Consider the following 14,878-nt stretch of genomic DNA (forward strand, 5'->3'; position numbering starts at 1 on the left):
GGATAGGGTCTGCGCCACAAGAGACAAAATGGGGAAAGGTCTTACTCGTGGCACAAGTGACAACGCACTTCGACACTATCGATACCCTAGTCGGTCAGAAGATTGGTACGTCCGATTGGCTGACCGTGGATCAGGAACGCGTCAACAAATTCGCCGAAGCGACCGGCGACTTTCAGTGGATTCACGTCAATCCGGAACGCGCCGCCAAGGAATTCATGGCCGGCGGCACCATCGCCCATGGCTATCTGACCTTGTCGCTGCTGCCCTGCCTGATGCAGGACATCCTCAAGGTCGAGGGCGTCGGCCATGGCATCAACTATGGTAGCAACAAGGTACGTTTCACCAACATGGTGAAGGTCGGATCGCGCGTGCGCGCTCACCAGACGCTGAAGAAGGTGGACAAGCGTCCGGACGGCGGCAAGCAGGCGACCTATGAAATCACGGTCGAGATCGAAGGACAGGAACGTCCGGCGCTGATCGCCGAGACGCTCGGGCTCATCTATCCCGGCGAAGGCTACTCTCTCTCGAAGGACTGACCACACGCATGCCGAGCCAATGGATCCGACGCTTTGCCCAAGGATACCGGTCGTTTCGACAGAACTATTTCGAGACCAACCGCGCGCTGTTCAAGGAACTGAGCGACGGGCAGGCCCCGAAAGTCATGCTCGTCGCCTGTTGCGACTCGCGGGTTGAACCGGCCATTATCCTGGACTCGGGTCCTGGGGATCTGTTCATCGTCCGGAACATCGCCAACCTGATCCCGCCTTATCAACCCGACACATTCCATCACGGCACCAGCGCGGCACTGGAGTTCGCCGTGAACAGTCTGGGCGTGAGCCACATCGTCGTGATGGGGCACGCCGGGTGTGGCGGGATCCGTGCGGCCCTGACCGGCATCGGCGGCGAGACCGAGTTCATCGGTCCGTGGGTTTCGATGATCGGTCCGGTCCGGGACGAGGTGGTCCAGGCCTGCGGCGGTCGTCCGGAAGCGGAACAACAGCGGATGCTGGAACAGCGTTCGATTGTCTCCTCGCTTCGCAATCTGGACAGTTTTCCATTCGTCGCGGAGGGCGTGAAGGCTGGCACGTTGTTCGTTCACGGCTGGTATTTCGATATCCACACGGGCGATCTGCTCGCCTACGATGCGGAGAAGGACGCATTCGGTCCTTTGCCGTTCTGAGCCATGCGGCCGTGTGGAGAAAACGCCGCCGGTGATGTCACATCCGTTTGACTGAGGCCGCCGATATCCCCAGAGTTTCCCTCGCTCGGCATTGTTTAGCCGACTCGTGCTAATCGCCCGAGATCAATCCCAGGTCCGGTCGGCCTTTATACATGCATGGAGGACTTTAATGCGTTCATGGCTCGCTCTGTCGCTGATGCTTCTGGCCGGTGTCTCCGGCTCCGCCAAGGCCGCCGAGGACAAGGTCCTGAACGTATACAACTGGTCGGACTACATCGCCGCCGACACGCTTGCCGCGTTCCAGAAGGAAACCGGGATCAAGGTCAACTACGACGTCTATGACTCAATGGCCATGCTCGAGGCCAAGTTGCTCGCCGGCCGCTCGGGCTATGATGTGGTGTTCCCGACCCTGACGCCATTCCTCGCCCAGCAGATAAAGGCGAAGATCTATCAGCCGCTCGACAAATCCAAGCTGCCCAACTACTCGGGCCTGTCGAAGACGATCCTCAAGACCATGTCGCATAACGATCCCCAGAATACCTACAGCGTGCCCTACATGGTCTCGCCGTCGGGTATCGGCATCAATGTGGACAAGGTGAAGAAAATCCTGGGCTCGGTCCCCGAAGGCAGCGGCGACCTGCTGTTCAGCCCCGCGGTAACCGCCAAGCTGAAGTCGTGCGGGATCAGCCTTCTCGATGATCCGGTCGACGTGATTCCCGCCGTTCTCGCCTGGATGGGCCGGAATCCGATCAGCCAGGAGAAGGCCGATCTGGACGCCGCGATGGCCGCGTTGCAGAAAATCCGCGGCAATCTGAAGTACATCCACTCCTCGTCCTACATCAACGACCTCGCCAATGGCGACCTGTGCGTGGCGCAGGGTTATGGCGGCGATCTCATCCAGGCGCGTGACCGGGCGCGCGACGCGAAGAACGGCGTGAATATCCTGGTGCTGCTGCCCAAGGAGGGAACGGCCTTCGTGATCGACACCATGGCGATTCCGGCGGATGCCCCGCACCCGAACAACGCGCATGCTTTCATCAATTACATGATGCGCCCGGACGTGGTCGCGGCGATCACCAATGAAACCGGATACGCAAACGCGGTCCCCGCGTCGATGAGCAAGGTCGACGACGCCATCAAGAACGACAAGTTCATCTATCCGAGCGACGCGGAGCGGGAGAAAGGATATTCGATCCCGCCGGCGCCGAAAGGCTACGAGCGCCTGCGCACGCGCGCCTGGAACTCGTTCAAGACCGGGGTGAAATAACCCCATGGCCAATGGCGCGCCGGGGCTTCAGGATAAACCCTGGACCGATCCCTCGGCTCGGCCCTTCGTCCAGATCGAAAACGTCTCGAAGCTTTATGGTGACGTGACGGCCGTCAACGGGGTCGACCTGAACATCTACCGCGGCGAGTTCTTCGCCCTGCTGGGGGCCTCCGGCTGCGGCAAGACGACGCTGCTCCGGATGCTGGCGGGTTTCGAAACGCCCAATGCCGGCCGCATCTTCATCGACGGCGTCGACATGGCCAGTATTCCGCCCTATCGGCGGCCGGTGAACATGATGTTCCAGTCCTACGCGCTGTTTCCGCACATGACCGTGGGGCAGAACGTCGCGTTCGGCTTGCATCAGGAGCGGCTGCCGCGCAAGCAGATCGCCGAGCGTGTGGACGAAATGCTGGACCTGGTTCAGATCGGCCCGCTGGCCAAGCGCAAGCCCGACCAGCTCTCGGGCGGCCAGCGCCAGCGCGTGGCGCTCGCCAGGGCATTGGTGAAACGCCCCAAACTCCTGTTGCTGGACGAACCGCTGGGCGCGCTCGACCGGAAGCTGCGCGAACAGACCCAGTTCGAACTGGTGAACATCCAGGAAGAACTGGGCATGACCTTCGTCATCGTCACCCATGACCAGGAGGAAGCCATGACCATGGCGAGCCGCGTCTGCGTGATGAACGCCGGCATGGTCGAGCAGGTAGGCACGCCTTCGGAAGTCTACGAATACCCCAACTCCCGATTCGTCGCCGACTTCATCGGCACGGCGAATATTTTCGACGGCATCGTGAGCGCCTCGTCCGCGGGCGAGGTGCGCGTGACGTCGCCCGATCTCGACGGCGCCATCCGGGTCGCCGGCGGCAGCGCCGCGCCCGTCGGTGCGAAGGTAAGCGTCATGGTGCGCCCGGAGAAGATCCAGGTGGTCGGCCCGGAAGGAGTGGCCGACGGCCACAACGAAGCATCGGGCATCGTGAAGGAGATCGGCTATCTGGGGGACATCTCCATCTATCACGTGGAGCTGCCGTCGGGGAAACGCATCCAGTTCTCGCGGCCCAACATGCTGCACACCGCCGATGCGCCCCTTTCCTGGGATGATCCTGTCAGCTTTCAGTGGCATCCCGCCAATGGGGTGCTTCTGCTGCTATGAACACGCTGCGCGCCTGGTTCGTTCGGTCCGCGCGCTGGCTGCAGCGCCCCGCCATGATCGGCCGCGGCGTCACACTGGCCATTCCCTATGGCTGGATGGCGCTGTTCTTCGCGCTGCCGCTGCTGATCGTCGCCAAGATCAGCCTGTCGGAAAGCGACATCGCCATTCCGCCCTACATGCCGCTGCTCGACTGGGTGGACGAAACCACCCTGCAGCTGCGCCTCAGCTTCGCCAATTTCGCGCTGCTGCTGGACGATGATCTTTACGCCATCGCCTATCTCAACTCGGTGAAGATCGCCGCGGTGGCGACGTTCATCTCGGTCTTCATCGGCTATGGCATGGCCTATGGCATTGCCCGCAGTCCCGAGCGCTGGCGCTATCTGCTGTTGATGCTGATCATCATCCCTTTCTGGACCTCGTTCCTGATCCGGGTCTACGCCATGATTGGCTTCCTCAAGGACAATGGCCTGCTGAACAATCTGCTGCTGGCCATCGGCGTGATCGATCAGCCGCTGGAGATCATGTACACGCCGATGGCGGTCTATATCGGCATCGTCTATTCGTACCTGCCCTTCATGGTGCTGCCGATCTACGCCGCCCTGGACCGCATGGACCCGAGCCTGCTCGAAGCGGCAAGCGATCTGGGTGCCCGTCCCTGGAAAGCATTTCTGAAGGTCACGCTGCCCCTGTCCATGCCCGGCGTCGTCGCCGGCGCGCTGCTGGTGTTCATCCCCGCCGTGGGCGAGTTCGTCATTCCCGAGCTGCTCGGCGGCCTGGGTTCTCCCATGATCGGCAAGGTTCTGTGGAGCGACTTCTTCAACAATCGTGACTGGCCGGTCGCGGCGGCGGTCGCCATCGCCATGCTGTCTCTGCTGGTGGTGCCGGTGATGCTGTTCGACCGGTTCGCCAGCGGCTATTTCAAGGGACGCGCATGACCGGCCGCAAACCCTGGTTCGCCATCACCGTCCTGATCCTGGGGTACCTGTTCCTTTACAGTCCGATCGTCGCGCTGATGGTTTATTCCTTCAATGAGTCCCGGCTGGTCACGGTGTGGGGCGGTTTCTCGACCAAGTGGTACGCGGCGCTCATGAGCAACGAGCAGTTGCTCAGTGCCGCGTGGCTGAGCGTGCGGATCGCATTCATGACGGCCAGCATTGCCGTCGTGCTGGGCACGATGGCGTCGTTCGCCCTGGTCAGATTCGGGCGGTTCAGGGGCCGTACGCTGTTCACAGGCATGATAACGGCGCCGCTGGTCATGCCGGAAGTCATCACCGGCCTCTCCCTGCTGCTGCTGTTCGTCGCCATGGAGGGCGTGATCGGCTGGCCCGCCGGTCGCGGTGTCACCACGATCGTGATCGCCCATGCGACCTTCGCGACCGCTTATGTGACCGTGGTCGTGCAGTCGAGGCTGAGCCAGATCGACATGAGCCTCGAAGAGGCCGCAATGGATCTGGGCGCCCGGCCGTTCAAGGTGGTGAGCGTTATCATTCTCCCGCTGATCTGGCCCGCCATGATGGCAGGCTGGCTGCTGGCGTTCACCCTCTCCTTCGACGATTTGGTGGTCGCCAGCTTCACCTCGGGACCAGGCTCGACGACCCTGCCCATGGAGGTTTTCTCCAGCGTGCGGCTCGGCGTCAGCCCGCAGATCAACGCCTTGGCGACCATTTTCATCGTCGCGGTGACAAGCATGGTGGTGATCGGAAACCATCTGGCGTTCAGGCGCCGCCAGCGTTGAGCGGCGGCCGCCAGCCCGCCGCGCTTGAATAAATACCCGATTCGTATACATGTAGGAAATCGATGGTCGTTTTCGACCACGGTCAACCGCGCATCGGGCACAGCCCGGCGCCGTGCGACCGCAGAGGCGGCTGAGCTTCCGCCTTCCGCGCTAGGTAGGGAATGGCGCTTCTTTTCGACCCAGCGATGACGACGCGTTTCCCGACGGTGACGCAACGCGCCTCCCTCCTCGCCGACACCGACGCGCCACCGCAGCGGCGAGTCACATCTTCTGGATATGCAAGGACAAGCCATATGACCAACCCCATCCGTTCAAAGGCCGAGGAAAAATTCGCGAAAATCCGGCAGCAGGATGAGGACGCGATCAAGGAACGTGATCGAGCCCAGAAGGAACTGATGGACAAGACCGCCCGACTTCGCGCGTTGCGCATGGCCAAGGAAGCGGCCGACAAGGAAGCCGCTGATGCGGCGGCTATCGAGAAGGCAGACAAACTGGCCGCCAAGAAGGCCAAGGTCTGACGAGGGCTCCATCAACCGTCCGGCGTGTCGGCGATCTCCCGTAGAAGCCGCCGCACGCCCACTTCGGCGCTGATCCGCCGCTGGCGTTCGACCCGCAAGTCGCCCTGTATCCATCCACGCCACCCGCAGGACCGCCGGAACGCGCCCCTGCGCCAGCCGGTGTGTCTTGTCAGCAGGATGGTCGCGGAGGAGTCGAGACGAGCCGACGGCGTAAACCGGCTCCCCGCGACCTGACGCCAGGCCCAGCCCGGACTCTTGAGCCTCGGTGGGAGAATCCGGGAGACCATACTGCTGCCGGGCGCTTTGGATCCGGAGGCCAACGCGCGCACGGACCGCATCAGGCGGCCGGCGACGGCAAAGGAATGGTCGGGAAACTCCGGAACGCTTTTGTCCACCAGCGCGAGGCGCTCGACCCGTTCTCCCGAAGCAGCCAACGCGACCGCGATCTCATAGGCCGCGCAGGCGCCAAGGCAAAATCCACCGAGGAGATAAGGACCGTGCGGCTGGACCGTGCGAATGCGCTCCAGCATGTGACCGGCCAGATCGGCGAAGGTCTCCTTTGTATTCTCCATGCGATCCGTGGTCGCCAGGTAAACTGGCTGAGGCATATCGAGCCCGTCGAGCATGGGAAAATCGAGGAAACTCGGCATGATCCAGAAAATGGGCCGGCCCTGTCGCTCCCCGCCCAGCACCTCGAAGGATTCCATGGGCGCCGCACGATAGCTTGCTTCGGCGATGGCGGCGATGCTCCAGCCCGTTTCGAGATCCGACGTCGATATCCGCGTTCCCAGGAGGTCTCCGAGACGCAACAGCAACTCCATTCCCATCAGGGAATCGCCGCCCACATCGAAGAAATCATCGCCCGGCCCGAACCGGTCATGGCCCAGCACGTCGCGCCATTCGCCCGCGATCACCGCCTCGCGCGCATCGAATCCCGGTGAACTTCCCACCGCCGGTGCCGGTGCCGGTGCCGGCGCGGGCAATGCGGCAAGGTCAGGCTTTCCGGTTACCGTGAGCGGAAATTCCGTCAGCACGTGGATGGAATGCGGCACCATGGCGGCTGGCAGGCGCAGGCGCACCAGTTCACGGATCGATACCGCATCCGCGGCTACGCCGCCGGCAGGAATGACCCAAGCCAGCAACCGGCTGTCGCCTCGTCCGTCGGGCCGCAGGTCAACCAGAGCCCGCTCAATACCCGGCAATGCGCCGATCATCCGCTCGACCGCATCCAGTTCCACCCGCATGCCTCGGATCTTCGCCTGCCTGTCGCGGCGGCCGTGAAATTCGAAGCGGCCATCCGGGAGCAAGGCGCCCAGGTCGCCGGAACGGTAGTATCGCCGCCTTTGGCCGTCGATGCCGGTCAGCTCGATGAAGGCGGCGGCGGTCAGATCCGGGCGTCCCCGATAGCCCCGCGCCAGGCCAATTCCGGCAATGCAGATTTCGCCGATGCTTCCAGGAGGGACGGGCTTCAGTGTCTCGTCGAACAACTCGACCCGCATGTTGGTGATGGGCTTGCCGATGATCCTGCCCTGATCCTGGTCGCCGCCCCACGCCATGACGTCGTTGCCCGTGCAGTAAATCGCCGCCTCGGTGGGTCCATAGGCGTTGACCGCCCGGCGAATGTCCGTCGTCGCCGTGAGATGACCGGCGAGCGCCGCGGGGCAGGCCTCGCCACCGAACATCACCGCACGAAGATTGGGCGGCAACGCACCGCCGGCCAGCAGGGTAGCGAGCATGGAGGGCGTCGCGCCAAAAGCGGTGAACGCATCGAAATGGACCGACGTCTTGAGCTGATCGAGGCCCGCGATAGGGACGAGGGTCCCACCGGCGCCGAGCGGCGCGAAAATCTGGTGGATACTAGCATCCGCCGCCGGAGAATCGATCCATGGCACAAGGGCGAGGTCGTCCGCTCCATAGACCGCGTCATGCGAATGCCGAACCGTATTGGCCGCGGCACGGTGTTCCAGTTCGACGATTTTCGGCTCGCCGGTAGTGCCCGATGTGGCGATCAGATAGGCCAGTCCATCCGGACGGACCGTCGCGGATAGCGCAGGCGCGTGCGCCTCCAGCATATCGCGGGTCAGCGGGATAACGCGCTGGGCAATCAGGTCGGCGCGGCGGGCCAGCTGCGCGCCGGCCAGACAAAGCCGCGCCTTGGAGACGGACAGGATACGGGCCAGGTGAGGGTCTGGATGTGACGGATCAAGCGGCAGGTAACACGCGCCTGCCTTCAGGATGGCCAGAAGAGCGACAAGGTGAACAGCCGAGCGTTCGGCAAGCACCGCGACCGGCTGTTCGGTCTCCAGCCCTTCCGCGCACAGCGCCAGCGCCAGCGCATTGGCCGCCTGATCCAGTTGCCGATAGGTCAGGCGCCCATCGGCCGCATCAACAGCCAGCCGGTCGGGATATCGCGCAGCACAGGTCTCGAACTGGGCATGCAGCACCAGATTTTCGGCTCCGGCGACCCGCGGCCCCAACGAGGCGTCGATCAGGAACCGCCGCTGCGCGGACGGCAGGCCTGAAGCCTCGCCGTCCGCGACGAACGAATCCGGACTTACCTCGGACATGGCGACAGGATGCAGTGGTGGCGGCGACATGCCAATCCGTTGGCGTCGGACGCATTGTGATCGAGGCCGCTGGTGATGCGAAGGTCACGGAATTCAAGACCCGCGGCTTGCAGACGCGCGGCGAAGTCCTGGAAAGGAATGAAATGCTCAAGATTGCCGAATGGCAATGTGACCGCGATGAAGCCCTCAGGCGTACGGATCAGGCGGTCGGCGTCAGAAAGGCTTTCGAGCGCCGCCTGACGGACAATCTCCGCCGTTCCCAACCGATAGTAAGCAAGGTCGGCACCGAGCCATTGCCGCAGGGGCTCGCCACTCGGCGTCGGAAATTCGCTGGGGTCGGTATAGTTCACCATCGCCAATCCGCCGACGCGCAGCACGCGGGTAATCTCGCCCATGATCGGTGCGTACTGGGTCACCGGAGCGCAGTTCATCAAATGGTCATTCAGCAGAAAATCGATGGTGCCCGCCGCAAAGATCGGGTTCAGGTCAGCGGCATCCGCCTGATGGTAATGCGCTCTGGGGTCGTGCTGTCCCAACGCGCGCAAGTCGATCAGATCGATGACGTGGATTTCTGGCGAGGGGATGCCCTGTTCCGCCAGGAACTGGATCAGGGTATCCACATTGTTCGTGGAGGCGCAGCCCTGGATGAGGCACCGAGGTGACGGCCCAAGCTGCTGGGCAAGCCAGCCCGCTTCCAATTCAGCGCGCCACAGGTCAAGCGGCGGCTGCACCGAAAGCCTGCGCTGACGATCCCGGCTGTTCCGCTGTTCATAGGACAACAGATACTTGGCAGGCTCGGCATAACCCAAGGAAAGAACTGGCGCGGGTTTGACACCCGAAGCGCCCATGGACAACGACATGACCACCACTCCGCCCTCGCTGCATCGGCTCGACCGATTGCACGCATTCTGATCAGTTTGAGCGACGGGGCCGCCAGAAAATCGACGTCACTTAATGAACTCAGACCTTTGTGCACCCGCTCTGAAACCAGTCGGATGGCTTCAGCTGTCGAGTGCGATGCCTGATGATCAAATGCTATGGGCCCCAAGCCTCGACATCATACTGGGCATGCCGCGCGGATTTTAACATAGCTATTTTATCATGGAGTTATGCGGCTATGAGCAGTGTGGCCACCACTTACCAACTGACTCTTAGACGGGAAACCTTGTTGCCGCGATGGAGGGGACAGATGGCTGGGGCGGCAGGGATCGAACCTGCGAATGACGGAATCAAAATCCGTTGCCTTACCGCTTGGCGACGCCCCACCAAGGCGGCGCACAATAGTCGGATCGAATTGCGCGATCAACGGTCCGTTACGCGTCGCTAGCGAAACAGGCCACGCGTATCGATCAGGACCTTGCGAGCCAGCTGTTCGTGTTCGATACCCTTGAAGCGTTCGTGATCCACGAGCACCAGCAGGATATCCGCGCGGCGCAGCGCCTCGTCGACGCCGACGAATTCTAGGTTGGCGAAACCGGCCAGTTTCTCCGGACATTCGCTGACGAAAGGCTCCACCGCCAGGACGGTCGCCACGTTCTGCCGCGCCAGCTCGGCGGTGATCGCCAGCGCCGGGCTCTCCCGCAGATCGTCAATGTTCGCCTTGAACGCAAGGCCAAGGCAGGCGACCACCGGGTCCTTGAAGCGGTCAGCCGCCGTTTTCACCTGGTCAATGACCCAGCGCGGCTTGCCGTCATTGACCTCGCGCGCGGTCTGGATCAGACGGCTCTCGCTCGGCGCGGAATGCACGATGAACCAGGGATCGACGGCGATGCAGTGCCCGCCGACGCCCGGGCCAGGCTGAAGGATGTTCACGCGCGGATGCCGGTTGGCCAGCGCGATCAGTTCCCAGACGTTGACGCCCAGCCGATCGCAGATCAGGGACAATTCATTGGCATAGGCGATATTGACGTCGCGAAAGGCGTTTTCCGCCAGCTTTGACAATTCGGCAGTGCGCGCCTTTGTGGTGAAGACGGTGCCGGTGGTGAAGGTCCGGTAGAAATCGGCGCCCACCTGCGCGGACTCGGAGTCGAGCCCGCCGACGATGCGGTCATTGATCACCAGCTCCTGCAGCACCTTGCCCGGCAACACCCGTTCCGGGGAATGGGCAAGGTAGAGGCGGTTCGGTCCCTTCGTGATCTCGGGTCCGAGATCCGGACGCATTTCCGCGATCCATCCGGCGATCTGCTCGGTCGCGCCAACGGGACTGGTCGATTCCAGAATGACGAGATTGCCTGGACGCAGGTGCAGCGCCAGTGCCCGGGTGGCCGCTTCGACGTAGGACATGTCCGGCGCATGGCCTTCGGCGAAGGGTGTGGGCACGGCGATGATGAAGATGTCGGCCGGCGCCGGTTCATAGGACGCGGTCAATTGTCCGCTGCCGACCGCGGACGCGACCAGGATATCGAGGTCCGGCTCGTGGAAATGCAGCGTGCCGGCCTGTACCGCGCCCACCACCTTTTCGCTGACGTCCACGCCCAGAACGCTGTACCCCCGGGTCGCCAGCAGACTGGCCGTCGGCAGGCCGATATAGCCCAGCCCCATTACGCAAACCGTCTTGTCGAAACGCGCCATCGTTTAAGCCGCCATATCCGTCCATGGTTCAGGCATCACGCCGTGACCCGCCAGTGATTCAAGGTAGCCGACGATCCGGCCCGCCGCCCTGCCGTCGCCATAGGGATTGTGGGCCTGGCTCATGCGCCGGTAGCGCGCCGGCTCGTCGAGCAGGCGGGAAGCCTCGGCGACGATGCGGTCCCGGTCCGTCCCGGTCATGAGCACCGTTCCGGCATCGACCGCTTCCGGCCGTTCCGTGGTGTCGCGGGTGACCAGGACCGGTTTGCCCAGTGAAGGCGCCTCCTCCTGGATGCCGCCGGAATCCGTGATGATCAGCGCGCTGCGATTCATCAGGTAGACGAAGGGCAGATAATCCTCGGGCTCGACGAGATGGATGTCGGGCAAACCGCCCAGGATCTCGTGCACCGGTCCCTTGACATTGGGGTTGAGGTGAACCGGATAGAGCACCGTGACATCGCCGCGCGCGGCCAGATCCGCCAGCGCCTGACACATGTTGCGCAGCCCATCGCCGAAACTCTCGCGTCGGTGTCCGGTCACCAGGACAAGCCGCTTGTCGCCCAGATAGCCGAAGCGCTCGTCATACCGCGCGATGGCGTCAGGGTCGGCCAGCAGCCGATCCCGCGTCAGATGGAGCGCGTCGATCACGGTATTGCCGGTGACGTAAATCGCGTCTTCGGGCGTGTTCTCCCGCAACAGATTGTCCCGGGCCCGGCTTGTCGGCGCGAAATGGCGGTCCGCGAGCGCGCCCGTCAGGCGCCGGTTCATCTCTTCCGGCCAGGGACTGTATCGATTACCGGTTCGCAGGCCGGCCTCCACATGGCCGACGTCGATCTTGCGATAATAGGCCGCGAGCGAAGCGGCGAAGGTGGTGGTCGTGTCGCCGTGAACCAGGATGCGATCCGGCTGCCAGTCCTCGAACACGCGTGCCAGACCAGCCAGGACCCCAGATGTGATATCGGTCAGGGACTGCGCCGCTTTCATGATGTTGAGGTCGTAATGCGGTCGGATATCGAACAGATCGAGGACCTGATCCAGCATCTGCCGGTGCTGCGAGGTCACGCAGACCCGTGCGTCTAGCACCGCGCTGCGCTCGAGCGCCTTGACCACGGGCGCCATCTTGATCGCCTCGGGCCGCGTTCCGAAAACAGTCAGAATCTTCATCGTCGGCGCCGCATCCCTCATTGCGCGTACCCCACGACCTTACGACGAAGCCGTGGATTTCACGACAGATTTACACGCTCAAGCCGTACCTGCCGATCCGGCACATGAAAGCGCAACCTGTTTCCTGTATCGTCGCCCGATCTTCAACCAACGCGAGGGCGAACAGAGCATGGCCGTATTGGTTACCGGCGTCGCCGGCTTCATCGGCTTCCACGTCGCCCGCACCCTGCTGGCGCGCGGCGAGGAGGTTGTCGGCATCGATAACCTCAACGACTATTACAGCGTGGCCCTGAAGGAATCCCGGCTGGCCGAGTTGCGGCCCCACAACCGATTCAGTTTCCACAAACTGGATTTTTCCGACGATGTTACCCTGATGGAGACCCTGCGCGACGCCGGGATCGACCGGATCGTTCACCTGGGCGCGCAACCGGGCGTGCGCTATTCCATCGAACATCCCATGGCTTACGCGAAGGCCAATCTGGTCGGTCACCTGTCCATGCTGGAACTGGCGCGGCATACGCCGGGTCTGAAGCATTTCGTCTATGCCAGCTCGAGCTCGGTCTATGGCGGCAATGCGAAGCAGCCTTTCGCCGAGACCGATCCCGTAGAGCACCCGGTTTCGCTCTATGCCGCGACAAAGCGGGCAGACGAGCTGATGAGCGTCTCCTATGCCCATCTCTACGGCTTCCCGCAGACCGGTTTGCGCTTCTTCACGGTCTACGGCCCGTCCGGTCGTCCCGATATGGCCGTCTGGCTTTTTACCGAGGCGCTATTCCAGAACAAGCCGATCAAGCTGTTCGATGATGGCCGCCTGTTGCGCGACTTCACCTATGTGGACGACATCGTCGCAGGCGTCCTCGCCGTGCTGGATGGACCGCCGAACGGGGAACGGCCGCACCGCCTCTACAACATCGGCAACAACAAGCCCGAGCCTGTCACCAAGCTGTTGGAGATCATCGAGCAGGCCGCGGGACGCAAGGCGTCCGTGATCAGCGAACCCATGCAGCCGGGCGACGTGCCAGCGACCTACGCCGACATCGACGCCATCAGGCGCGACCACGGGTTCGAGCCGACTACCCCGCTCGAGGTCGGCGTGCCGCGCTTCGTCGACTGGTACAGGCGCTGGCGCGGCCTCTGATCGCCCATGCGCATGCTGTGGATCATCTTCCAGCCGAGCAACTCGCTGTTCATCATGGCCGTGCTGGGCGGCGTGTTATGGCTGACCGGATGGCACGCCACGGCTAAGTGGTTGCTCGCGCTGACCGGAATGGTCTTCGCCGCGATCATGCTGACGCCGCTGGCGTCCTACCTGACCGTTACCCTCGAGACCCGCTTTCCCCATCCCCCACTGCCCGCCAGGGTCGACGGCATCATCAGCCTGGGCGGCGCCGTCAACACCAACACCACGGAACGCTGGGGCCGACCGCAGCTGAACGACAGGGTCGAACGGCTGACCGAAGCGGCCGCCTTGTCGCGCCGCTATCCGGACGCCACGCTGCTGATCTCGGGTGGACACTGGAACCCAAAGGACAAGCTGAGCGAAGCCGACGTGGCGCGCCGGCTGTTCGACGAGATCGGCCTGCCCCTCGAGAACGCGGTCTTCGAGGACCGGTCGACGACGACCTGGGAAAATGCGCTGATGAGCCGGGAACTGGTCAAGCCGCAGCCTGGGCAAACCTGGCTGCTGGTGACCTCGGCCTACCACATGCCTCGCGCGGTCGGAATTTTCCGGCGACTGGGCTGGGATGTGGTGCCCTTCCCGGTCGACTACTACACCGACGGCACGATTTCCGGCGACAGCTTCAGCAGCATCGGATTCCGGCTCGCCGCGATGGACTTCATCGTTCGGGAATGGGCGGCGCTTGTCGCCTATCGCTTGCAGGACCGGACCAGCGCGCTGTTTCCGCGCTGATGCCTATTTCCGGTTCCGGCCGAGAAAGCCGATGATCTCGGCGACGACGCCATCGTCGCCAATCACGGAATGGCTGGATCCGCGCTCCAGCACCAGCGATTTCGAACCTGGACGTTTGTCGCCGAAGAAGGCGCCGCAATCGCCCGCCTGCTTGCTGTTTTCGGCATCGTACCACGGGTCGTTCTTGCGCACGACGGACAGGATCGGCGTCGTATCTGGCCCATCAATGCCGCGCACCCACGTCGAACCATGGCAGGTCCACTGGGTGATCACCCGCGCGCGGAAGATGTCGCCGCGGAAATGCGCGGCGGCGAGGCCGCCCTCGCTGACGCCGACAATGAACAGATTGTCCCAGTCGGCCCATTTGTTGCCGACCATTTCCTGCAGGGCGAAATTGATCTCGGCCTGACGAAAGTCGAAGACGAACAGGTTGACGCCGCCCTTCTTGTCCCACGACGAGCACTGCAGCGGGCGATACTTTCGCGCCATGCTGTCCGGCGCAACGACCACGTAACCGGCGGCGGCGATCTTGCGGATCAGCCCGCGATCCTCATCCGCGAAACCGGTACAGCCGTGCATGTAGACCACCACGGGAAACTTGCGGTCCGCGATGTCCAGCTGCGCCTGACGCTTGGCGTCGGAAATCCGTGTGATCCCGCCCCCGCCGAGCGCCTCCGGCACCGCGCTGAGCGCATTGTGCCAAGTCAGTTCGATATCGGAGAGCGCGCTGGCCTGCCTGGCATCGGTCGCGCAGGCGGCGAACGACAAGGCAAGGGCGATGGTAACCAGATGGAAAATTTTCAAGACATGTCCGACGGCT

14 protein-coding genes and 1 tRNA gene are annotated in these 14,878 nt (G+C 63.1%); 9 read left to right on the forward strand and 6 right to left on the reverse strand.

All coding sequences use genetic code 11. The features are described 5' to 3' along the window. The first annotated feature begins 47 nt into the window (after positions 1-47). The 7 genes from WJU17_RS06290 (at position 48) to WJU17_RS06320 (ending at position 5,847) form a co-directional block, all read left to right on the forward strand. Complete coding sequence (locus tag WJU17_RS06290; protein ID WP_346326481.1) at positions 48-536, forward strand: MaoC family dehydratase; 489 nt, start codon at positions 48-50, stop codon at positions 534-536. 8 nt (positions 537-544) lie between these two features. Further along, positions 545-1,180 carry a carbonic anhydrase gene (locus tag WJU17_RS06295; RefSeq protein WP_346326482.1) on the forward strand — a complete coding sequence of 212 codons (636 nt, stop codon included), beginning with the start codon at positions 545-547 and terminating at the stop codon, positions 1,178-1,180. Positions 1,181-1,349: 169 nt separating this feature from the next. Next, complete coding sequence (locus WJU17_RS06300) at positions 1,350-2,447, forward strand: polyamine ABC transporter substrate-binding protein (protein WP_346326483.1); 1,098 nt, start codon at positions 1,350-1,352, stop codon at positions 2,445-2,447. A 4-nt stretch (positions 2,448-2,451) separates the two neighbouring features. Next, entirely contained in the window at positions 2,452-3,594 is a 1,143-nt protein-coding gene (locus WJU17_RS06305; protein ID WP_346326484.1) for an ABC transporter ATP-binding protein, read from the forward strand. After that, complete coding sequence (locus WJU17_RS06310; protein WP_346326485.1) at positions 3,591-4,529, forward strand: ABC transporter permease subunit; 939 nt, start codon at positions 3,591-3,593, stop codon at positions 4,527-4,529. Before WJU17_RS06305 ends, WJU17_RS06310 begins: the two co-directional genes overlap by 4 nt. After that, positions 4,526-5,329, forward strand: a complete 804-nt coding sequence (locus WJU17_RS06315) for an ABC transporter permease subunit (RefSeq protein WP_346326486.1) — start codon at positions 4,526-4,528, stop codon at positions 5,327-5,329. The genes WJU17_RS06310 and WJU17_RS06315 overlap by 4 nt, the downstream gene beginning before the upstream one ends. Before the next feature lie 161 nt (positions 5,330-5,490). Beyond that, entirely contained in the window at positions 5,491-5,847 is a 357-nt protein-coding gene (locus WJU17_RS06320; protein ID WP_346326487.1) for a hypothetical protein, read from the forward strand. 11 nt (positions 5,848-5,858) lie between these two features. On the opposite strand, the gene WJU17_RS06325 is transcribed toward WJU17_RS06320, so the two are convergent. The 5 genes from WJU17_RS06325 to wecB form a co-directional block, all read right to left on the reverse strand. Further along, positions 5,859-8,444 (reverse strand): amino acid adenylation domain-containing protein, encoded by a 2,586-nt coding sequence (locus WJU17_RS06325; protein WP_346326488.1) that lies wholly within the window; start codon positions 8,442-8,444, stop codon positions 5,859-5,861. Continuing rightward, entirely contained in the window at positions 8,402-9,274 is an 873-nt protein-coding gene (locus tag WJU17_RS06330; protein ID WP_346326489.1) for a class I SAM-dependent methyltransferase, read from the reverse strand. Before WJU17_RS06330 ends, WJU17_RS06325 begins: the two co-directional genes overlap by 43 nt. Before the next feature lie 330 nt (positions 9,275-9,604). Beyond that, positions 9,605-9,679, reverse strand: a tRNA-Gln gene (locus tag WJU17_RS06335). 58 nt (positions 9,680-9,737) lie between these two features. Further along, the gene (gene wecC, locus WJU17_RS06340) at positions 9,738-10,985 is read right to left on the reverse strand and encodes a UDP-N-acetyl-D-mannosamine dehydrogenase (protein ID WP_346326490.1); all 1,248 of its coding nucleotides are present in this window, start codon (positions 10,983-10,985) and stop codon (positions 9,738-9,740) included. 3 nt (positions 10,986-10,988) lie between these two features. Beyond that, the gene (gene wecB / locus WJU17_RS06345) at positions 10,989-12,146 is read right to left on the reverse strand and encodes a UDP-N-acetylglucosamine 2-epimerase (non-hydrolyzing) (protein ID WP_346326491.1); all 1,158 of its coding nucleotides are present in this window, start codon (positions 12,144-12,146) and stop codon (positions 10,989-10,991) included. A 169-nt stretch (positions 12,147-12,315) separates the two neighbouring features. Between wecB and WJU17_RS06350 the strand changes: the two genes are divergently transcribed. Then, positions 12,316-13,284, forward strand: coding sequence for an NAD-dependent epimerase/dehydratase family protein (locus WJU17_RS06350; protein ID WP_346326492.1), 969 nt, complete (start codon positions 12,316-12,318; stop codon positions 13,282-13,284). A 6-nt stretch (positions 13,285-13,290) separates the two neighbouring features. Then, positions 13,291-14,058: a YdcF family protein gene (locus WJU17_RS06355; RefSeq protein ID WP_346326493.1), complete on the forward strand. Its 768-nt coding sequence runs from the start codon at positions 13,291-13,293 to the stop codon at positions 14,056-14,058. Between the two features lie 3 nt (positions 14,059-14,061). Here the strand turns inward: WJU17_RS06355 and WJU17_RS06360 are convergent, their stop codons facing one another. Continuing rightward, positions 14,062-14,862 (reverse strand): dienelactone hydrolase family protein, encoded by an 801-nt coding sequence (locus tag WJU17_RS06360; protein WP_346326494.1) that lies wholly within the window; start codon positions 14,860-14,862, stop codon positions 14,062-14,064. Positions 14,863-14,878 lie beyond the last annotated feature (16 nt).

The sequence above is a fragment of the Iodidimonas sp. SYSU 1G8 genome, from assembly GCF_039655775.1.
GTDB lineage: Bacteria > Pseudomonadota > Alphaproteobacteria > SMXS01 > SMXS01 > RI-34.